Consider the following 22,478-nt stretch of genomic DNA (forward strand, 5'->3'; position numbering starts at 1 on the left):
TTGATAACAATTAAATAACATTAATTACAACTTATAACCTAACCTAAGTTTTTAGGTTTATGTAATTTACAATCTTTTGCTTACCAAGTAGTTAAAATACCATGTTATATAATTGTAAAAAATGTTATTAGCTTCTTAATAGTTACTTGTAAGACAAAATTCTGTGTATATTTGTAAGACACAATTTATAACTATTAATTATGAAAAAAATTTACTTTTTACTTTTAACATTAATTTCAACCTTTTCATTTGCACAAAACGCTGCTGTAAATGGAGGTTTTGAAAGTTGGACTGGTGGTGTTTTAGACTCTTGGACTTCTGAATCTGGAACAACCCTTACTGAGGAAAATACAATCGTTTCTGAAGGTGGATCTTCTATTAACTTTTTAATTACTACTCAAACTCAAGGTGATACAGATTTTAGACAAACGGTTTCGTTAACGCCTGGAGTTGTATATGATATATCTGTAGATGTTTACCATTTAGACAATGCAGGTCAAGCAAGATTATTTGCTGACGGGTATCAAGGCTATTCAGATAATTCTATAATTGGTGCATGGCAAACAATAACTTATCAATACACAGCTGCAGCCGCAAGCGCAGATTTTGGACTGCGTTTTTACGATGATAGTGGAAATTGGGCTGGTAACGGTAATCAATCAAATATAATTGTAGATAATTTCCAAATTTTACCTCAATCATCTCCAAGTATCGCAGTAATTTCACCAACTGATGGCGAGTTAATTGGTTCTAGCGATGTAACTGTAGATGTTAGTGTTCAAAATTTTGTGGTAGCAAATGGAACAGGAGATGGACACATACACTACACAGTTGATGGAGGAAGCACAATAATGAAATACGATACTAATCCAATTAATTTAACTGGTTTAACTTCGGGTGAACATACAGTATATCTAGAATTAGTAGATAATACTCATACACCAATTTCTCCTGCTGTTAATACAACTGTTAACTTTACAACTTACGAAGTTCAAGCTTTACCATTTACAGAAAGCTTTGATTATACTGCAACAGAAACTCTAGCTTCTCAAACACCTTGGACTAATTATTTTTCTGGAGATGATGTATTAGTTGAGGCAGGAAACTTAACATATACTGGTATTACTTCTTCAGGAAACTCAATTTCTTTTGACGGTTCTGGTGCTGATCCAGTTGTTGATTACACCGCTACTTCTTCTGGTGCAATATATGCTTCTTTTTTAATGCAAGTTAATGCTTTAGACGCAGCACCAACTGATGGATATTTCGCTGTTTTAAGAACAGATTCTGGAGGATATGAATCAAGATTATGGATATCTCCAACTAGCACAACAACATACAGAATAGGTCTTAGTAACGGTGGAACCTTAACTCAAATAGGAACTACAGATTATAATTTAGGAGATACTGTATTTGTTGTATTTAATTATGATATTGACAATGATGTTGTTAATGCATGGATCAACCCAAGTATTGGTGGTACTGAACCAGCTGCTGATCTTACAGAAGCTTCTGGATCTACAGGAAATACTTTTTCTCAATTTTTAATTCGCCAAGATAGTCCTACAGAAACACCATTTATGATAATGGATGAGCTAAGAATTGCAACTACTTGGAGCGATGCTACTTTAACTACACAAGAATTTTCACAAGCTAACTTTAGCATTTACCCTAACCCAACAAACAAAGGTTATGTAAACATCAAAACAACGTCTAACAGCGCTGTAAACGTAACTGTGTTTGACTTATTAGGTAAAAAAGTAATCACTAAAACATTAAGTAATGATACATTAAACGTATCTAACTTAAAAGCTGGTGTGTACTTATTAAACATAGAACAAAACGGAGCTTCTACGACTAAGAAGTTAGTTATAGAATAAAAGCTATATTAAGCTATTGTTAAAAGAGAGTTATCTACAATTAGATAACTCTTTTTTTTTGCTAGATTTGAACAAAATTTAAATATAACACACACATGAAAAAATTTTACTTTTTAGCTTTAACATTAATCCCATTCTTCGGCATTAGCCAAAGTATTGCTGTAAACGGTGGATTTGAATCTTTTACAGGAAGTACTCCTGATGGTTGGACTTTAATAGATTCTGGAATTACAACAGAAGAAGAAACAACTATTATAAATGAAGGCTCTAAATCTTTAAAAGTAACCGTAACTACTGGAGATCAAGGAAATACTGACTTTAGACAAACTATAAATGTAACAGCAGGTATTGAGTATACATATTCTGTTGACATTTATCATCTTACTGGTGATAATGATGCTAGAGTTAGACTATACATTGATGGTTACGAAAATTATTCTGACCCATCAACAACAGATTCTTGGCAAACAGTAACTACAACTTTTACTCCTTCGGTAAGCGGAGATATAGAAGTTGGTTTACGTTTCTATGATGTATCAGGATGGAATGGCTCATCAGTTATATATGTAGATAATTTATTAGTTACAGACCCAACTCTTTCTACTAAAAACTTTGAAACTGCAGAATTTTCTGTATATCCAAATCCTGTAACAAACGGTTTTGTTAATATTAAAACTACATCTAACGATGCTATTAACGTAACAGTTTTTGATGTTTTAGGTAAACAAGTTGTTAAACAAACATTAACGACTAACCGTTTAAACGTATCTAACTTAAAAGCTGGTATGTACTTATTAAACATAGAGCAAAACGGAGCATCTACGACTAAAAAATTAGTTATAGAGTAATCCTTATTTGATATAAATTTTAAAAGCGTTGCTATTGGCAACGCTTTTTTATTTTCTATACTTTTGTAATCCTATGATAAATACAAAAGACATCTTTAACATTACTACAGAAAAGGCGTTTATAACCCATGCTTTAAACGTGTTTAAATTTCAGTACGAAAATAATAACGTGTATCGTTCTTTTTGTGATTTATTATACAAAAACCCAAGTGATGTTACAGCACTACATCAAATACCATTTTTACCTATTCAGTTTTTTAAATCGCACGACGTTTTAAGCGCTAACACACCAACCGAGATTACTTTTTCTAGTAGTGGTACTACAGGACAAATAACAAGTAAACACCATGTTACCAATTTAAAGGTTTACGAAGACAGTTTTAAAAAAGGATTTGCACATTTTTATGGTAATGTAGAAAATTACACCATCTTGGCGTTATTACCTAATTATTTAGAACGCGAAGGATCGTCTTTGGTCTATATGGTAGATCATTTAATTAAAGACTCTAAACAGCCTAAAAGCGGATTTTATTTAAATAATTTAGACGAATTAAAAGACACTTTATTTCAACTTGAAAATGAAGGTAAAAAAACACTACTAATTGGTGTGTCTTTTGCGCTTTTAGATTTGGTAGAGCGTTACCAATTCAACTTAAAAAATACCATTATTATGGAAACTGGTGGTATGAAAGGTAAACGCAAAGAAATAATTAGAGAAGAGTTACATCAACTTTTAAAATCTGGTTTTGGTGTTGACCAAATACATAGCGAATATGGCATGACCGAACTTTTAAGTCAAGCGTATTCTAAAGGTAATGGTGTGTTTAACTGTCCACCTTGGATGAAAATTTTAACTAGAGACACAGAAGATGCTTTAACGGTATTTGACACCAAAAAAACAGGAGGCATTAATGTTATAGATTTAGCCAATATCAATTCTTGTGCTTTTATTGCAACGCAAGACTTAGGCAAACCACTTAATAACGGTAGCTTTGAGGTTATTGGTCGTTTTGATAATAGTGATATTAGAGGTTGCAATCTAATGGTGTTGTAAGGACAAGTTACCACATACGACAAACTATAAACGAAAAAGAAAAATTAGATTTAGTTGATTAGCTAATTTTTGTAAAAAAAAGCCTGTTTTCAAACTTTTGAAAACAGGCTTTTAATTGTATTTACATTTTTTAAGTATAGTGTCAGGTCTAGCGCAGTCGAGACCTTTTTTAATTTATTCAAGACTTCTTGACTTCGCTGTAAGCGACAATTAAACCACTTTTATAATAAAGGTCTTTTTCTTACCTCTATTAATTACAACATACTTATCGTTAATTAAATCTTCTGTCGTTATGGTATAATCTTCACCAACTTTGTCTTTATTAACAGCTACCGAGTTTTCTTTTAACGCACGACGTGCTTCGCCATTACTTGCTAAAAAGTTAGTCTCGGCAGACAGTGCTGCAATCATATCTAAACCAGCGTCTATTTTATCTTTACTTACCTCAGCTTGTGGCACACCTTCAAAAACATCTAAAAATAAACTTTCGTTTAACTGTTTGATATCGTTTTTAAAGTCTTTACTAAACAAGATTTGAGATGCTTTTACTGCATTTTCGTATTCCTCTTTAGTGTGTACAAAGGTTGTAACTTCTTCTGCTAATTTTTTCTGTAAAGCTCTAAAACCAGGATTCTCTTTATGTTCTGCAATTAAAGTATCTATCGTGTCTTTATCTAAAAACGTAAAGATTTTAATGTACTTTTCTGCATCTTCATCTGTAGTATTTAACCAAAACTGGTAGAATTTATACACGCTAGTTTTATCGGCATCTAACCAAACGTTACCACCTTCACTTTTACCAAATTTAGATCCGTCTGCTTTTGTAATTAATGGGCAAGTCATAGCGTATGCTTTTGCGGTATCGTCGCCAACATTCATACGTCTAACAAGTTCTGTTCCTGTAGTTATGTTTCCCCATTGGTCACTTCCACCCATTTGTAATTTACAACCCATGGTTTTGTGTAAATGGTAAAAATCGTACCCTTGGATTAATTGGTAAGTAAACTCGGTAAAGCTCATACCAACGCTACCTTCTTCGCCACTAAAACGCTTTTTTACAGAGTCTTTTGCCATCATGTAGTTTACGGTAATACGCTTACCAACATCACGTGCAAAATCTATAAAGCTAAAGTCTTTCATCCAATCATAATTATTAACTAAAACTGGTGCGTTTTTTTCTGTAGAGTTAAAATCTAAAAAGCGAGACAGTACGCTTTTTATACCAGCTACATTATGGTTTAGTGTTGCTTCGTCTAATAAGTTACGCTCGTCACTTTTACCAGAAGGATCACCAATCATACCCGTTGCACCACCAACTAAAGCAATTGGTTTATGACCTGCTTTTTCTAAATGCACTAACAAAATAATTGGCACTAAACTACCTATATGTAAAGAATCTGATGTTGGATCAAATCCTATATAAGCAGTAGTCATTTCTTTATCAAGTTGCTCTTCTGTTCCAGGCATGATGTCGTGTACCATACCTCTCCAACGTAATTCTTCTACAAGTGCGTTTGCCATCTTAAATTATTTTATTTAATGAAGCCACAAAGATAAAAATAGTGCCATAAAATCTGTACAATATCTTATATTTATTACTTTAGTAGCATGATTTTAGTCACAGGAGGAACGGGATTAGTTGGCGCACATTTGTTGTTTCATTTATTAAATGAAAACCAGCCAGTACGTGCTATTTATAGAAGTGAAAAAAAGTTTGATACCGTTAAACGTATTTTTGGCTATTACACCAACAATGTAGACGCTTTATTTGATACTATTGAATGGGTTAAAGCAGATCTAAACAATATCCCACAACTTACCGAAGCTTTTAAAGACGTTACACAGGTGTACCATTGCGCCGCATTTGTAAGTTTTGAACCTGATAAGTTTAATTTGTTGCAAAAGACAAATATAAAAGGTACCGCAAATATTGTTAACTTTTGTATTGATCATAAAGTTGAAAAACTATGTTACGTTAGCTCTATTGCTGCTTTAGGGGCTTCTTTAAATAACAAGGCTATTACTGAAGACACCGAATGGAATAAAGAAATTGATAACAGCGTTTATGCCATTACTAAATATGGTGCAGAACTTGAAGTTTGGCGCGGTACACAAGAAGGTTTGAATGCTGTAATTGTTAATCCTGGTGTTATTATTGGACCTGGTATTTGGCGCTACGGTAGTGGTAGTTTAATAAAAATGATTTACAAGGGACTAAAATATTATACCACTGGATCTACTGGTTATGTTGATGTTAATGATGTTGTAAAAGCAATGATACAACTTTTAAAAAGTGATATAAAAAACGAACGCTATATTCTAGTTTCTGAAAACTTATCTTTTAAAGATTTTTTTACCAAAACCGCTAATTATTTAGGAGTAAAACCGCCACAAAAAGAAGCTAAACCTTGGTTATTAAATATTGCTTGGCGTTTGGATTGGCTAAAACATAAATTAACTAAAAAACGTAGAGTCTTATCTAAGCAAACCGCAAATAGCGCAGTTACAACAACTATTTACAGTAATAATAAAATTAAAGACGCTATAGGTTTTGAGTTTTTACCAATGGATAAAAGTATAAAGACTACAACTAGTTTTTTTAAAAAAGATTTAAAGTAAAGTTTAAAACTTAATTAGTTTCTTTTTCAAGAAGATTTTGGTCTAGTTTTAACTCTGCTTTCTTTAACTCTTTTTTCTCCTTTTCCTTTTTTTTCTTTTCTTTATTTTGAATGGCTTTATACTTATCTCTTAGCTTTGTAACACTGTCTTTTACTTTATCGTAAATTTTGTCATAGACTTCTATATCATGAGAATAGTAAGTGTTGCTATTAACAAATTGCATACTATCTATGCCATGTTTTTTATAAATATACTCAACTGGTTTTATACCATTATTTTCTAGTATACGCTTATTTATTCCTTTTGCAGAAGACATAATAGAAATCTCTACCAAAACATCAACCATTTTATCTTCAGAGAGTAAATCTTTTGGTTTTTCTGGTTTTTCTATATCATAACAAGACACAAACAGTGTCAAAACTAAAAAGTATAAAAGGCTACTGTGTTTCACTATAAATTATCTATCAAAAGTTAATCGTTTTGCATACTTGGTATCATAAAACTTAAAATTTTTGTATGCTAAACCACCGTTTATAAACGTATGGGTAATCCTAGATTTAAATGTAGTACCTTCAAACGGAGACCAACCACATTTATATAAAATGTTTTCTTTTTTAACAGTCCAAGGGTTATTTAAGTTTACTATTACTAAATCTGCGTAATAGCCTTCTTTTATAAAACCTCGTTTTTCTACATCAAATAAGATTGCAGGATTGTGGCAAAACTTTTCTACAATTTTCTCAATTGAAATATCACCGTCGTGATGCATTTCTAATAATGCAGGTAAAGCGTGTTGTACTAATGGTCCGCCAGAAGGTGCTTTTGTGTAGACATTAGATTTTTCTTCAAATGTATGAGGTGCATGGTCTGTTGCAATAACATCTATTTTATCATCTAAAAGCGCCTTTAATAATTGATCGCGATCTTTTTCTGTTTTTACAGCAGGATTCCATTTAATTAACGTTCCTTTTTCGTCATAATCTTTATCGCAAAACCATAGGTGATGTATACAAACTTCGGCAGTAATTTTTTTATCCTTTAATGGTATGCTATTATCAAATAGCTCGGTTTCTTTTCCTGTTGATAGGTGAAACACGTGTAATCTTGCGCCTGTTTTCTTTGCTAATTCTATTGCTTTAGAAGACGATAAATAACATGCATCTTCACTTCTAATTATTGGATGAAAGTGTACAGGAATATCATCTCCGTAACGTTCTTTATAAATCTCTAAATTGGCTTTGATTGTAGCTTCGTCCTCACAATGCACAGATATTAAAAGGTCTGTACTTTTAAAGATTTTTTCTAAAACTTCTGGATTATCTACAAGCATATTTCCTGTTGATGATCCTAAAAATAATTTTAATCCAGCAACTTCTTTTTTATTGACTTTAAGGATTTCTTCTAAATTATCATTTGTACCACCAAACATAAACGAGTAGTTTGCCCAAGATGTTTTTTCTGCACGGTCAAATTTATCGTTTAATGCTTCTATTGTTGTAGTTTGCGGGTTGGTGTTAGGCATTTCTATAAACGAGGTAATACCACCAGCAATTGCAGCTCTAGACTCGGTTTCTATATTTGCTTTATGGGTTAAACCTGGTTCTCTAAAATGAACCTGATCATCTATTGCACCAGGTAAAACATATTGCCCTTCTGCATCAAATACATTAACATCTGCAGATTTTGGACTTATAGATGGTGCTATTTTTGTGATAATTTCGCCTTCTATTAAAATGTCTCCGTTAACGATTTCTCCTTCGTTTACGATTTTTGCATTTTTTATTAAAGTGATTTTTTGATGCATAATGCTTTATTTCTTATTAAATATACTTTTTATTTTCATAGCAATCACTCCAAAAATGGCTTCAGATATGATGCTAGAACTTAATTTAGATTCGCCTTTTATTCTATCAACAAAAATAACAGGTATTTCTACGATTTTAAAACGTTTTAAATAGGCTTTAAATTTCATTTCTATTTGAAATGCGTACCCTACAAATTTTATATCTTCTAAGTCTAGTGTCTCTAAAACTTGCCTTTTATAACATACAAAACCTGCTGTGGCGTCCTTTATACGCATTCCTGTTATGAATCTAACGTAAAATGATGCACCATAAGATAAGATTATACGACCTAATGGCCAATTTACAACATTTACACCTTTAACATATCTTGATCCTATTGCTATGTCTGCGCCATCTTCATGGCATGCTTTATATAGTTTTTCTAAATCTTTTGGGTTATGAGAAAAATCTGCATCCATTTCAAAAATGTAATTGTATTCTTTTTCTAAAGCCCAATAAAACCCATGTATGTAGGCTGTACCTAGTCCAGATTTTTCTTTTCTAACAGACAAAAACAACTTGTCTTGATAATATTCTTGAAGACGCTGTACTTTTTTTGCAGTTCCATCAGGAGAATTATCATCTACTACTAAAATATGGAACTCTTTTTTTAAATTGAAAACCGCTTTTATAATTGCTTCTATGTTTTCAACTTCGTTATACGTTGGTATAATGACAATAGCGTCTTGCATTAATTCTTTTAAAATTTAGGCAAATGTACATTTTATAGGGTTAAATGTTTATAAAAAAACCTTAATAATTGCCATTTTTTTGCTTTAAAAAGTAATAATTTTACCGTGTGATTAGAGAAATTATAAATACAGATATTATTACACTAATATTTATAGTGTGCTTAATTTGTATTGCCTTAAGTAAATTAATCTACACAAAACGTTTCGAGATTTTTTCTTACTTAGTTGTTAATAACAGATACACAAAGTTATTTTCAAAAGATCAGCATTTTATTGAGCTTTTTGATGGCATACTGTTTATAAACTTGTGCCTTAATGCCGCTATCTTTTTTTACTTGTTTATAAACAGCTTGGTTGGCGAGAGGATTTCGCAATTACTAATCTTAAAATATGCACTTTTAATAGCTTGCTTTTTTATAGTAAAAGTACTTTTAGAACGTTTATTATCTAGCATTTTTGAGATAGAATTGCTTATTAAAGATTATCTGTTTACTAAAACTAGTTACAGAAATTATCTAGGTTTATTATTACTACCAATTAATGCAATATTAATATACTCGGTCACTCCAAATCTTAATACACTGATTATTATAAGCTTACTAGGATTAACTGTTTTTAGTTTAGGTTTATTAACTTTTTTTAAAGCTAATCTTAATGTATTTAAAAGAAGTATGTTTTATTTTATTTTGTATCTTTGCGCTCTCGAAATCGCACCTTACCTTATTGTTTATCAATTTATAGCAATAAAATAGGCCTAAAAATTTAAAGATACTTATGAAAGTGAAAACCATTTTAGTCTCGCAACCAGAACCTAAAATTGAAAATTCGCCATACTTTGATCTTTCAGAAAAGCAGAAAGTTAAAATTGATTTTAGACCTTTTATTCACGTAGAAGGTGTATCTACAAAAGAAATTAGACAACAAAAAGTAGATTTGACTAAATACACTGCAATTATCCTAACCAGTAGAAATGCAGTAGATCACTTTTTTAGAGTAGCCGAAGAAATGCGCTTTAAAGTACCAGATACAATGAAGTACTTTTGCCAATCTGAAGCTGTAGCTTTTTACTTACAAAAATACGTGGTTTACAGAAAACGTAAAATTTATGTGGGTAAACGTACTTTTGCAGAGCTTTCGCCATTAATCAAAAAGTATAAAGACGAAAAATTTTTATTACCAACAACAGACAAGTTAAAGCCAGAAGTACCTACCATATTAGATGGACTTGGTGTAGATTGGAAAGAAGCTATTTTTTACAGAACTGTAATTAGTGACCTATCAGACTTAGCCAACGTGTACTATGACATATTAGTGTTTTTTAGTCCATCTGGTATCGAGTCTTTATTTCATAATTTTCCTGACTTTAAGCAAAATGATACAAGAATTGCTGTGTTTGGAAACACTACAATTAAAGCTGTTGAAGCAAAAGGATTACGTGTAGATATATCTGCACCAACACCAGAAACACCTTCTATGACTATGGCTTTAGAAAAATACATTAAAGAAGCAAATAAAGGAAAGTAAAAACTTCTCTTTAAACAGTATAAAAAAAGCGCTATCTAATTATTTAGATAGCGCTTTTTTACTTTAACACCTGGTTTGTATTACTCAGCATAACGTTGCGGTCCGCCACGTCTAATTTCTTCACTTGCGTAAGACTCAAACTTTTCAAAGTTAGTTCTAAACGCATTAGCTAATTTAAATGCTGTTTTGTAATATTCTTTATCATTATTCCAAGTTGCTCTTGGACTTAAAACTTCTGTTGGTACACCTGGACAACTTCTTGGTTGTGCTACACCAAATACAGAATGAATGTGATAATCGTTGTAATTGTATAAGCCTAAATCACCATTTAATACCGCATTAATCATAGCTCTAGTGTATTTTAGTTTAATTCTGCTTCCTACACCGTAAGATCCGCCAGTCCATCCAGTATTAACTAGCCAAACGTTTACGCCAGCTTCTTTCATCTTTTTGCTTAACATCTCTGCATATTTTGTAGGATGTAAAGGCATAAAAGGAGCTCCAAAACACGCTGAAAAACTTGGTACTGGTTCTGTAATACCTGCTTCTGTACCTGCTACTTTAGCTGTGTAACCTGATATAAAATGGTAAGCAGCTTGTGCTGGTGTTAATTTTGAAATTGGAGGTAATACACCAAAAGCATCTGCAGTTAAGAAAAATATGTTTTTTGGGTTTTTACCAATAGACGGTTTTTGGATGTTATCAATATGATAAATTGGATAACTAACACGTGTATTTTGTGTGATTGAAGTATCTGCAAAATCTACAACGCCATTATCATCCATAATAACATTTTCTAAAATTGCACCTCTTTTAATTGCTCTAAAAATATCTGGTTCTTTTTCTTCAGAAAGATCTATCACTTTAGCATAACATCCACCTTCAAAATTAAACACAGAGTTTTCTGATGTCCAACCGTGCTCATCATCTCCAATTAATTTTCTATTTGGATCTGCAGACAGTGTTGTTTTTCCTGTTCCTGATAAACCAAAAAAGATAGCAGTTTCATCATTTTCTCCTACGTTAGCACTACAGTGCATTGGCAACGTATTTTTAAACACTGGTAAAATAAAGTTTAAAGCAGAAAAAATACCTTTCTTGATTTCTCCAGTATAACCTGTTCCTCCAATTAAGGCTATTTTACGTGTAAAATCTAAAATAGCAAAGTTATGTTGACGTGTTCCATCTACTTCTGGATCTGCCATAAAACCTGGTGCATTTACTACAGTCCATTCTGGAGTAAAGTCGTTTAACTCTTCTTCTGTTGGTCTTAAAAACATGTTATAAGCAAACATGTTACTCCAAGGTAATTCGTTAATTACTCTAATATTTAGTTTGTAATTATCATCTGCGCAAGCATACGCATCTCTTACAAAAACTTCTTTATCAGAAAGGTAAACGGTTACCTTATCATATAATTTCTGAAATTTATCCGAATCAAACGGAATGTTAATATCTCCCCACCAAATTTTATCTTCGGTAATACTATCTTTTACAATAAAACGATCTTGAGGAGATCGACCTGTAAACTCTCCAGTATTAATTGCTAAAGCTCCAGAAGATGCTTCTACTCCTAAACCTTTTTCTATAGTTACATCATGTAATTGATCAGGTGTTAGTTGATATTGTACTTGTGCATTTTTGATTCCGTACTGTTCTAACGAAATCGTTTTCGTGGATTGTGTATGGTTTACCATAATTTGTTTGTGTTGTTTAAAGTGCAAAGGTAAAATTTAATATAAATTAACGCTAAGTAAAACTTGTTAATTCTCTTTATATTTTAAAAAGTTTATTAACAATATAGCCCATGACGCGATTAACAAAGCGCCACCTATTGGTGTTATTAATGCAATTTTGCTAAAATCAAAACCTGTTAAATCATTTGTAGCTAGACCATATATTGAGCCTGAAAAAAAGATAACACCTACAAATACTAAATAAAATATTGTTGATTTTGTTTTTTCTGAAATCTTATCAATAAGTCCTATAAATAACAAGAATAATGCGTGATACATTTGATAACGTACACCAACTTCAAAAGTTTGCAATTGCTCTGCATCTAAAACTTCCTTTAATCCATGAGCCCCAAAAGCACCAATTATAACGCTTGTTAAACCTAAAAATGAAGCTAAAATTAGAATTCTTTTATTCATAATAATTTAATCTTAACACAAAAATACAGTAAGTATTTATTAAATTCGTATAAAAATATAAGATACTTTAAAAATATTACATAAAAATTAAAAATAGTTAATAACCTTTATGCGACATATATTAGTTATAGGTTCCGGAAAATCAACATCTTACTTATTCAAATATTTATTAGAACAATCTGAAACTGAAAATCTGCACATTACCGTTGGTGATTTAGACATTGATAATGCTAAAAAAATGATTGGTAATCATAAAAATGCTACAGCTATAACTTTAGATGTCTTTGATAAAAACTCTAGAGAAGATGCTGTTAAAAAAGCAGATATTGTTATCTCTATGCTACCTGCAAGATTTCATATAGAAGTTGCTAAAGATTGTGTGACCTACGGTAAAAATATGGTTACAGCATCTTACATAAGTGACGAGATGCAAGCTTTAGACCAACAAGTTAAGGATAAAGGTTTAGTTTTTATGAACGAAATTGGTGTGGATCCTGGTATTGACCACATGAGCGCTATGCAAGTGATAGACCGTATTCGTGATAAAGGCGGAAAAATGATACTATTTGAATCATTTTGTGGCGGACTTGTAGCACCAGAAAGTGATAACAATCTTTGGAACTATAAATTTACTTGGAATCCAAGAAATGTTGTTGTTGCAGGACAAGGTGGCGCAGCTAAATTTTTACAAGAAAACACCTATAAATACATTCCTTATCACAGATTATTTAGACGTACCGAATTTTTAGAAATTGAAGGTTTTGGACGCTTTGAAGCTTATGCTAACCGCGATTCTTTAAAATATCAAAGCGTTTACGGATTAGATAATATCAGGACATTATACAGAGGTACAATGCGTCGTGTAGGATTTTCTCGTGCTTGGCAAGCTTTTGTGCTATTGGGCATGACAGACGATAGCTACACCATAGATGATAGTGAAAACATGAGCTACCGCGACTTTGTAAACTCTTTTTTACCATACAGTCCAACAGACTCTGTAGAGCTTAAATTTAGACACGCATTAAAGATAGACCAGGATGATATGGTTTGGGACAAGTTTGTAGAACTTGATATTTTTAATCCTAATAAAATGGTCGAACTAAAAAAAGGAACACCAGCTCAAATCCTTCAAAAAATATTAATGGATAGCTGGACACTAGCAGAAGAAGACAAAGATATGCTAGTGATGTATCACAAATTTGGATACGAGTTAGATGGTAAAAAACAGCAAATAGACTCGACAATGGTTTGTTTAGGCGAGGATCAAACCTACACAGCTATGGCAAAAACAGTAGGCTTACCGGTTGCAATAGCTACATTAGCCATATTAAATAAAAAAATTACTACACCAGGTGTACAACTACCTATAAACAAAGAAGTGTACACACCAATTCTTAACGAGTTAGAAAACCACGGTATCATTTTTAAAGAAACCGAAGTACCTTATTTAGGGTATAATCCTTTAAATATTTAAAATTATTATAGCGTTACCGTACCGAAAACATCGGTACGGTCGGGCTAGGAATTTATACTGAGCGGAGTCGAAGTATTGCAATTCCTCGCTCGTACCTCGCTGTGGGATTTACATTACTATCCCTAACGCGCTAGCCAAAGGTAATTACACAAAATAAAGTTTTAGTTTAAAACAAAATACTTACTTTTATCTTTTAAACTATAAGCTTAAATCTTTTGAAAACTTCAAATAACAATATTATCATAGACGGTATTGACAAGAAAATATTACGCGCACTTATGGAAGATGCCCGTACACCTATATTAGAAATTGCTAGACAAGTTGGTATTTCGGGCGCTGCAATACACCAACGTTTACGTAAGCTAGAAAAATCTAAACTTATTGCTGGATCTAAATTTGTAATAAATCCTAAAGTTTTAGGCTATACTACTATGGCGTTTGTTGGGATTTATTTAGATAAAGCCATTAGTAATCCGCAAGCTGTAAAACAATTACAAAAAATACCAGAAGTTATCGAGTGTCATTATACTACGGGTAATTGGAGTATTTTAATTAAAATTCTCTGTAAAGACAACTCGCATTTAATGCACTTATTAAATAGTCAAATTCAATCTATAGAAGGCGTATCTAGAACAGAAACATTTATTTCTTTAGATCAACAGATAGAAAGACAAATTAAAATCTAAAACGATACAATTTTATTATAAAAGAGAATAAAAGAACACCTCAAAATATTAAAATTTTGAGGTGTTTTTTTGCGTTAAGGATTGAGCAACTGTCGGAGCACATCTTTGATTGCGACTTGCGAAAGCCTGACGCACTTTTGCCATTAAAAGCAAAAGTGGGTAACGCCCAAATAATAATCTAGTCTCTTGACATAAACAATTGAAGTATATACCAGAATAATAACATTACTGAAGCAAATATACCTAAAGCGGCTCCTACGTATTGATCACCAGTATATTCATATTTTACTTTAGATGTTTGATATAAAATTGCTGCTCCTGCAAACACAACCATTCCTACAGAAAACCATAGTCCTAAATCAAAACCAAAAATAGTTCCTGCAACGATTAATCCAATAGCTACAAAGCTTCCTATAACCAAACCTGTTTTAAGGAAAGAAAAATTCTTATTTGTCATGAATACTGTAGCTGTCAAACCTGCAAAAAGGCAAAGTGTAATTATTGCTGCTTGAGTTAACATTTCTGATCCTGTAGAATGATATGCCGCAAGATATATCATTGGTAAAAAAATGATTGCTTCTAAAAGCACATAGAGTCCTAATCCTAAGTATTGGGTTTGTTTTGAAGGGTTATGAGCAAGTTTATCTGCCATACTACTTCCAAACCAAAAAAGACCCAAAACTATTAACCAAGAAAAGCTACTTCCAAACATAAGGTTAATTAATGAAATAACTGCATCTTCAAACATACCTATAAAGATATACTCTAGTAGTACAAAACCTAAAATTGCAAATGCAACGTGAGTATAAGTTTTACGATAAAAAACAGCTTTTTCGCTATCTTCTAAATTGCCAACTAATATTGGACCTTGAATTTGATTTTCCATATAAAAATTATTGTTTAATTAGATTTTAAATATAAACATAAAAGCCGGAGAAATCGTTTTACTCTTCGGCTTGATTTATAATCTAATACTTTTTGTTTAATCTCGACTTCCAAATACTTGTAATGCCCAATATAGTAATGACGCTAAAGCACCAATTGCTGCAACTAAATAGGTTCTTGCAGCCCATTTTAAAGCATCTTCACTACCTTTATATTCTTCTGGAGTTACCATGTTTTTAGCTTTTAACCATGCTAATGCACGGTTACTTGCATCATACTCTACAGGTAAAGTGATAAAACTAAATAAGGTAGCAAATCCCATCATGATTAATCCAGCAACTGCTACATAAAAACCACTACCGCCTAAAGCATTAGATGCCATTAATACTATACCACCAATTACAACCCATTGCGACATACTTGATGTGACTTGTACAATTGGCACTAGTTTAGATCGCATCGTTAGATATTGATACGCTGTAGCATGTTGTACAGCGTGACCAACCTCGTGAGCAGCTACTGCTGCTGCTGCTGCGTTAGCATGATTGTATACTACTTCACTTAAATTTACTGTTTTATCAACTGGATTGTAATGGTCTGTTAATTTACCTCTTGTAGAAATTACTTTTACGTCTTGTATACCATGATCGGCTAGCATTTTTTCTGCTATTTGTGCGCCTGTCATTCCGTTGCGTAAATGTACCTTAGAGTAATGTGCAAATTTTCGTTTTAATTGGCTACTTACCATACCACTTATTAATGCAATAACACCTATTAGTATGTAGTAACCCATATATCCTGTAAACATGTTTTTCTTTTTTAATATTAATGATTTAAATATAACAAAAAGTAAGCCAATTTAGTGTTAGGTAATTTTGTCAGAAAAACAATGTCAGTTCTTTTTAAACTGCATCAACAGACCAGTTAAAAGCTTCTGCAATTTCCTGATATACAATTTTTCCGTTAACAACATTTAATCCTTTTGCTAACATTTTATCGTTTTCGCAAGCTTTTTCCCAACCTTGATTGGCTAATCTTAAAACATAAGGTAATGTAACGTTTGTTAGAGCTAAAGTTGAAGTATATGGTACTGCTCCTGGCATATTTGCAACGCAGTAATGCACAACATCATCTATAATATAAGTTGGCTCTTCATGCGTGGTTGGCTTTGAGGTTTCTACACAACCACCTTGGTCTACAGCAACATCTACAATGACTGTTCCTGGACGCATTTTTTTTAACATATCTCTGGTAATTAAGTTTGGTGCTTTTGCACCTTTTAATAATACACCACCAACAATTAAATCGTGATCTTTAATACGTTTTCTTATATTAAATTCGCTAGAAAACTCTGTAACAACATGATTTGGCATTACGTCATTTACATAACGTAGTTGTTTCATGTTTATATCCATAATAGTTACGTGTGCGCCCAATCCTGCAGCCATTTTTGCGGCTTGAATACCAACAACTCCAGCACCAAGAACTAAAACTTTTCCTGGCGGAACACCTGGTACACCATCTAAAAGTACACCACGACCTTTAATTGGTTTTTCTAAATATTTAGCACCTTGTTGTATTGCCATACGTCCTGCAACTTCAGACATTGGCGTTAATAAAGGTAATGTACCATCGGTATCTTCTACAGTTTCGTAAGCTATACAAACCGCTTCGCTTTTTAACATTGCTTTAGTCAGTGCTTCACTAGACGCAAAATGAAAATAAGTAAATACCACGTGATGCGGTTTTATAAGCGGATACTCTTCTGCAATTGGCTCTTTAACCTTAACAATCATATCACTTGAGGTATAAACTTCTTCAATAGTTTCTAAAATTGTTGCACCAACATCTTTATAATCTTGGTCAAAAAAACCGCTACCAAAACCGGCATCTTTTTGCACATAAAGAGTATGATTGTATTTGATTAATTCGAAAACTCCAGCTGGTGTCATACCTACTCTATTTTCGTTGTTTTTTATTTCCTTTGGAATACCGATTTTCATTTTTTTATTGAATTTGTAGATTATAGCTTTTGAAAATTACAATGAAATTTTTAGCTATCCCAAAGAGAATGATGCATTTATAGAATTTTTATGGAATTAAAAAAATGCTGTTTTCATATTATTAATTCTATAAAAAAAGCCTTCAAAAATTATTGAAGGCTTTTTAACAAAATGTTATTTTATTTAGGTTTTTATCCTACTATATTCACAATTTTACCTGGTACAATAATTACTTTTTTAGGTGTACGTCCTTGTAATTGTTCTTGTGTTTTTTCGTGAGCCATAACAGTTTTTTCAATCTCATCTTTGCTCATATCTAAAGGTAATTCTAGTGTAAAACGCATTTTACCGTTAAATGAAATTGGATAATTCTTACTGCTTTCTACTAAATGTTTTTCTTCAAAAACTGGGAAAGGCGCTGTAGAAATAGACATTTCATTACCTAATTGATGCCATAACTCTTCTGCTATATGTGGCGCGTATGGTGATACTAAAATTAATAACGGTTGTAAAATATCGCGACTTGTACATTTTTGCGCTGTTAGCTCGTTAACCGCTATCATAAAAGTAGATACCGATGTGTTGAAAGAGAAACTCTCAATATCTTCTTCTACCTTTTTAATGGTTTTATGTAAGGTTTTTAAGTTGTCTTTTGTAGGTTCTGCATCGGTAATTTTTAAACCGTTATCGTCTACGTATAACTTCCATAATTTTTTAAGGAAACCATGCACACCAGTAATACCAGCAGTATTCCAAGGTTTTGCTTGTTCTAACGGACCTAAAAACATCTCATACAAACGTAAGCTATCTGCGCCGTAATCTTCACAGATTTGATCTGGATTAACCACGTTGTATTTTGATTTAGACATTTTTTCTACTTCGCGATTTACTAAGAAAGTTCCATCTTGTTCTGTAATAAAAATTGAATTATTAAAATCAGGTCTCCACTTTTTAAATTTTGAAATATCAAGTTCTTCAGAAGCATTTACAAACGAAACATCTGAATGAATTGATGTAAACCTAAAAGCATGAAACATATTTTCAATATCAATATTTTTGTTTTCTTCAGAAATGAAATCAGACAAACCTTGTAAAATCTCTTCCTTATGATTTTCTATGAAATACTGTTTTATTTCTTCTGGTTTGATATTTTCGCACACATTTTTTGAAATAAAAATAGGTTTAATGAAAAAACTAAATTTCATTTCATCTTTATTTTCAAATTTATCTACCAATTCAGCACTAGGTTCATATTCTAATCTATAAACAAAAGCACTAGTCCCAAGTATCATTCCTTGGTTTATTAGCTTTTTAAAAGGCTCATCTACGTTTACAAAACCTCTATCTTTTAAAAACTTAGTCCAAAAACGTGCATATAATAAATGTCCTGTAGCATGCTCGCTTCCGCCAATGTATAAATCTACATTTTCCCAGTAGTTAAGCGCATCTTCGGTTGCAAATGCGTTACCACGATTGGCTTGTTCTTCCATATATCTAAAGAAATACCAAGAACTTCCTGCCCAACCTGGCATCGTGTTAAGCTCTAAAGGAAATACCGTTTTATCATCTATTTTATCGTTGCTAACCACTTGGTTTAATTGTGTATCCCAAGCCCAAACATCTGCGCGACCTAATGGTGGCTCGCCAGTTTCGGTTGGTAGATATTTTTCTACTTCGGGTAAGGTAATTGGCAAATGTTTTTGGTCTATCATTTGTGGCATACCATTAACATAATACACCGGGAAAGGTTCTCCCCAATAACGCTGACGACTAAATACAGCGTCGCGTAAACGGTAGTTAGTCTTACCTTGTCCTTGTCCAATTTGTTCTAGCTCAAAAATAGCGTGTTTGGTTGCTTTTTTGTAGTTCATTCCGTTAAGGAAATCGCTATTAGCTATCACGGTTTTTTCTTTATCTGCAAACGCTGCTTCGCTTATATCTACACCTTCAAAAATATTTGGGATTTCGATATTAAAATGTTTCGCAAAATCGTAATCACGTTGGTCACCACAAGGTACAGCCATTACTGCTCCTGTACCATAGCTAGCCAATACGTAATCGCCAATCCAAATTGGGATTGGTTCTTTTGTAAACGGATGCTCTGCATACGCACCTGTAAATGCACCAGAAATGGTTTTTACATCTGCCATACGGTCGCGTTCGCTACGTTTTGCAGTTGCTTCGATGTAGGCATTTACCTCATCTCTTTGTTCTGGTGTTATTATTTTTGAAACCAAATCATGCTCTGGCGCTAAAGTCATAAAACTAACACCAAAAATAGTATCTGGTCTTGTGGTGAAAACTTCGATTGTTTCGTTATGATCTTTTACGTTGAAAGTTACAGATGCTCCAACCGATTTACCTATCCAATTACGCTGACTTTCTTTTAACGCATCTGTCCAATCTATACCATCTAAACCTTGTAATAATCGTTCTGCATACGCCGAAATACGCATAGACCATTGTGTCATTTTTTTACGCACAACAGGATGACCGCCACGTTCTGAAACACCATTTACAATCTCGTCGTTAGCCAAAACAGTTCCTAAAGCTGGACACCAATTTACTTCAGTTTCGGCTAAATACGTTAATCTGTATTTTAATAATATCTCTTGTTGTTTTTCAGAAGAAAAGGCTTGCCATTCTTCAGCAGAAAATGATTCAACCGTTTCATCACAAACAGCCTTAACTGTTGTGTTTCCTTCCGAAGAAAAAAGTGTTTCTAATGTTGAAATGTCTTCAGCTTGATCTGATTCTACATTATACCAAGAGTTGAATAGTTGGATGAAAATCCACTGCGTCCATTTGTAATATTCTGGATTACTGGTACGTACTTCTCTGCTCCAATCAAAAGAAAACCCAATTTTATCTAACTGTTTTCTGTAGGTAGCAATATTAGTTTTGGTAGTAATTGCAGGATGTTGTCCTGTTTGGATAGCATACTGTTCTGCCGGTAAACCAAAGCTATCATAACCTTGCGGATGCAATACATTAAAGCCTTTATGGCGTTTGTAGCGCGCATAAATATCACTAGCAATATAACCTAACGGATGTCCAACATGTAATCCTGCTCCAGATGGATAAGGAAACATGTCTAGCACGTAATATTTTGGTTTTTCGCTGTTGTTTTCGGCTTTAAAAGTTTCGTTTTTGGCCCAATACTGTTGCCAACGGTCTTCTATCTTTTTAAAATCGTATTGCATCTTGTTGTTTTTCGGCTTATAAAAGCGCAAATTTAAACTTATTATAACAATGTTGAAAGTTTAAACGTTGTAAACATTAAGCAATCCAAAATATTTATATTTTTACGGTATAATCTAACATCGTTTTATGAGTTCATCTTTTGACAGATATCAAAAAAGACGCTTAATTTCGTCTTATTTTTCAGTTGTAATTAGCATCGCTTTAGTACTTTTTCTATTAGGAATTGTTGGCTTTTTATTGCTTAACGCAAAAAAAGTAACCGATTTTATGAAAGAAAACGTAAACGTAACAGTGTATTTAAAAGACACTGCTAAGGATGTTGAAATAAAACAACTTGAAAAAAGTCTAGCGCTTGCAGACTATGTAAAAACGACCGATTTTGTATCTAAAGACGACGCTGCAGAAGCAATGAAATCTGAATTTGGTGACGATTTTATGGATCTTGTTGGTTACAATCCTTTACAAAATAGTATTGATGTAAAGTTGAAAGCCGATTTTTTAACTAACGAAAAATTAGAAGAATTAACCGCCTTAGCACAAGAAAAAAGCTTTGTAGATGAAGTTAAATACGACGAAAGTCTTGTTGAACTAATTAATAGCAACGTGAAAAAAATAAGCTTTTGGGTATTATTACTTAGTGCTATCTTCACTTTAATTGCTGTACTTTTAATTAATAGCTCTATTAGATTATCTGTTTACTCAAAACGATTTACTATTAAAACTATGCAAATGGTTGGCGCTACAAAAAGCTTTATACGCAGACCTTTTGTTTGGAAAAGCATAAAACTAGGTATTCTTGGTGCTGTTGTAGCATTAATAGGACTTGGTTTTGTTGTTTACTATGTAGATAAAATGTTTCCAGAATTAGCACTTAGACAAAGTTTAGTCTTAATTGGTGGTTTATTTTTAGCCGTTTTCCTATTAGGGATTATAATCACTTGGATAAGTACACATTTTGCTACACAACGTTTTTTAAATTTAAAAACTGACCAGTTGTATTAAACAACTTTAACAGCTTTTAACGTTAGCGTTAACAATACTTCACACAATAGCACGTTATCTTTATCACAACTAATACTAACCTTAACCATACTATTATTAAATTATTAATTTAAAAATCTTTTAAGGTTATGAAAACATTAGTATATATATTGATTAGTTTTGCTGCTATTGTAGCTTTTACTATAGTAGGATTAATATCTTTCGTGGTACAATTATTTAATGACACTCCTCAGAACCACAAAAATGTAATCCTTCTTTTAAATGGTAAAAAACAATTTTTGAATCAGTTCTAAGATTAATATAAAAACTATTAAATTTGTATTTAAATTTAGATCTATTACATCGTGGGCGAAAGTAAAAACAAGAACAAAAACAATCTTAAAACCGAATTGGTTTTTAAAAAACACAATTATAAGTTTATGTTTATAGGTCTTGCACTTATGGCACTTGGATTTATACTTATGTCTGGCGGTGGAAGTGATGACCCTAATGTGTTTAACCCAGAAATTTTTAGTTGGAGACGCATTAGACTAGCACCAACATTGGTTATTATTGGTCTTGGCGTACAGGTTTATGCCATACTATCTAAGCCTAAAAATTAATCTACCCT

Annotated in this window: 20 protein-coding genes; 10 read left to right on the forward strand and 10 right to left on the reverse strand. The window is 32.4% G+C overall.

What is annotated here, in order from left to right:
* Positions 1-200: 200 nt before the first annotated feature.
* The 3 genes from INR78_RS04060 (at position 201) to INR78_RS04070 (ending at position 3,782) form a co-directional block, all read left to right on the forward strand.
* Entirely contained in the window at positions 201-1,880 is a 1,680-nt protein-coding gene (locus tag INR78_RS04060) for a DUF6130 family protein (protein ID WP_223077578.1), read from the forward strand.
* Positions 1,881-1,975: 95 nt separating this feature from the next.
* On the forward strand, positions 1,976-2,728 hold the full coding sequence (locus tag INR78_RS04065) for a T9SS type A sorting domain-containing protein (RefSeq protein ID WP_223077579.1): 753 nt from the start codon (positions 1,976-1,978) through the stop codon (positions 2,726-2,728).
* Between the two features lie 73 nt (positions 2,729-2,801).
* Positions 2,802-3,782 (forward strand): acyl transferase, encoded by a 981-nt coding sequence (locus INR78_RS04070; protein WP_223077580.1) that lies wholly within the window; start codon positions 2,802-2,804, stop codon positions 3,780-3,782.
* 210 nt (positions 3,783-3,992) lie between these two features.
* On the opposite strand, the gene tyrS is transcribed toward INR78_RS04070, so the two are convergent.
* On the reverse strand, positions 3,993-5,303 hold the full coding sequence (gene tyrS, locus INR78_RS04075) for a tyrosine--tRNA ligase (protein ID WP_223077581.1): 1,311 nt from the start codon (positions 5,301-5,303) through the stop codon (positions 3,993-3,995).
* Positions 5,304-5,390: 87 nt separating this feature from the next.
* On the opposite strand from tyrS, the gene INR78_RS04080 reads away from it, so the two are divergent.
* Entirely contained in the window at positions 5,391-6,401 is a 1,011-nt protein-coding gene (locus INR78_RS04080) for an NAD-dependent epimerase/dehydratase family protein (protein WP_223077582.1), read from the forward strand.
* 10 nt (positions 6,402-6,411) lie between these two features.
* Here the strand turns inward: INR78_RS04080 and INR78_RS04085 are convergent, their stop codons facing one another.
* The 3 genes from INR78_RS04085 to INR78_RS04095 are packed head-to-tail and all read right to left on the reverse strand — an operon-like array spanning position 6,412 to position 8,937.
* On the reverse strand, positions 6,412-6,852 hold the full coding sequence (locus INR78_RS04085) for a DUF4296 domain-containing protein (RefSeq protein ID WP_223077583.1): 441 nt from the start codon (positions 6,850-6,852) through the stop codon (positions 6,412-6,414).
* Between the two features lie 6 nt (positions 6,853-6,858).
* Positions 6,859-8,205 (reverse strand): dihydroorotase, encoded by a 1,347-nt coding sequence (locus tag INR78_RS04090; protein ID WP_027880881.1) that lies wholly within the window; start codon positions 8,203-8,205, stop codon positions 6,859-6,861.
* Between the two features lie 6 nt (positions 8,206-8,211).
* The gene (locus INR78_RS04095) at positions 8,212-8,937 is read right to left on the reverse strand and encodes a polyprenol monophosphomannose synthase (RefSeq protein WP_223077584.1); all 726 of its coding nucleotides are present in this window, start codon (positions 8,935-8,937) and stop codon (positions 8,212-8,214) included.
* A gap of 107 nt (positions 8,938-9,044) precedes the next feature.
* Between INR78_RS04095 and INR78_RS13705 the strand changes: the two genes are divergently transcribed.
* Both INR78_RS13705 and INR78_RS04105 read left to right on the forward strand, forming a co-directional pair.
* A complete protein-coding gene (locus tag INR78_RS13705; protein ID WP_106679775.1) occupies positions 9,045-9,689 on the forward strand; it encodes a DUF4271 domain-containing protein in 645 nt (214 codons plus the stop codon).
* A 22-nt stretch (positions 9,690-9,711) separates the two neighbouring features.
* On the forward strand, positions 9,712-10,461 hold the full coding sequence (locus INR78_RS04105; RefSeq protein WP_106679773.1) for a uroporphyrinogen-III synthase: 750 nt from the start codon (positions 9,712-9,714) through the stop codon (positions 10,459-10,461).
* Positions 10,462-10,541: 80 nt separating this feature from the next.
* Here the strand turns inward: INR78_RS04105 and pckA are convergent, their stop codons facing one another.
* Positions 10,542-12,158 (reverse strand): phosphoenolpyruvate carboxykinase (ATP), encoded by a 1,617-nt coding sequence (gene pckA / locus INR78_RS04110; protein ID WP_223077585.1) that lies wholly within the window; start codon positions 12,156-12,158, stop codon positions 10,542-10,544.
* Between the two features lie 66 nt (positions 12,159-12,224).
* Positions 12,225-12,614 (reverse strand): DUF423 domain-containing protein, encoded by a 390-nt coding sequence (locus INR78_RS04115; RefSeq protein WP_106679769.1) that lies wholly within the window; start codon positions 12,612-12,614, stop codon positions 12,225-12,227.
* A 109-nt stretch (positions 12,615-12,723) separates the two neighbouring features.
* On the opposite strand from INR78_RS04115, the gene INR78_RS04120 reads away from it, so the two are divergent.
* Positions 12,724-14,088, forward strand: a complete 1,365-nt coding sequence (locus INR78_RS04120; protein WP_106679767.1) for a saccharopine dehydrogenase family protein — start codon at positions 12,724-12,726, stop codon at positions 14,086-14,088.
* 215 nt (positions 14,089-14,303) lie between these two features.
* Positions 14,304-14,774 (forward strand): Lrp/AsnC ligand binding domain-containing protein, encoded by a 471-nt coding sequence (locus INR78_RS04125; protein WP_027880874.1) that lies wholly within the window; start codon positions 14,304-14,306, stop codon positions 14,772-14,774.
* Between the two features lie 178 nt (positions 14,775-14,952).
* Here the strand turns inward: INR78_RS04125 and INR78_RS04130 are convergent, their stop codons facing one another.
* The 4 genes from INR78_RS04130 to INR78_RS04145 form a co-directional block, all read right to left on the reverse strand.
* The gene (locus INR78_RS04130; protein WP_223077586.1) at positions 14,953-15,660 is read right to left on the reverse strand and encodes a Bax inhibitor-1 family protein; all 708 of its coding nucleotides are present in this window, start codon (positions 15,658-15,660) and stop codon (positions 14,953-14,955) included.
* Positions 15,661-15,756: 96 nt separating this feature from the next.
* Positions 15,757-16,467, reverse strand: a complete 711-nt coding sequence (locus INR78_RS04135; RefSeq protein WP_255593117.1) for a zinc metallopeptidase — start codon at positions 16,465-16,467, stop codon at positions 15,757-15,759.
* Between the two features lie 94 nt (positions 16,468-16,561).
* Positions 16,562-17,662: an alanine dehydrogenase gene (gene ald, locus INR78_RS04140; protein WP_223077587.1), complete on the reverse strand. Its 1,101-nt coding sequence runs from the start codon at positions 17,660-17,662 to the stop codon at positions 16,562-16,564.
* 191 nt (positions 17,663-17,853) lie between these two features.
* Positions 17,854-20,865, reverse strand: coding sequence for a leucine--tRNA ligase (locus INR78_RS04145; protein WP_223077588.1), 3,012 nt, complete (start codon positions 20,863-20,865; stop codon positions 17,854-17,856).
* Positions 20,866-20,992: 127 nt separating this feature from the next.
* Here INR78_RS04145 and INR78_RS04150 point away from each other — a divergent pair, with 127 nt between their 5' ends.
* Both INR78_RS04150 and INR78_RS04155 read left to right on the forward strand, forming a co-directional pair.
* Positions 20,993-21,868 (forward strand): ABC transporter permease, encoded by an 876-nt coding sequence (locus INR78_RS04150; RefSeq protein WP_027880869.1) that lies wholly within the window; start codon positions 20,993-20,995, stop codon positions 21,866-21,868.
* A gap of 344 nt (positions 21,869-22,212) precedes the next feature.
* A complete protein-coding gene (locus INR78_RS04155) occupies positions 22,213-22,470 on the forward strand; it encodes a DUF3098 domain-containing protein (protein WP_027880868.1) in 258 nt (85 codons plus the stop codon).
* Positions 22,471-22,478: the final 8 nt, after the last annotated feature.

Origin of the sequence: Mesoflavibacter sp. SCSIO 43206 (genome assembly GCF_019904215.1) — a bacterium.
Classification (GTDB): domain Bacteria; phylum Bacteroidota; class Bacteroidia; order Flavobacteriales; family Flavobacteriaceae; genus Mesoflavibacter; species Mesoflavibacter zeaxanthinifaciens.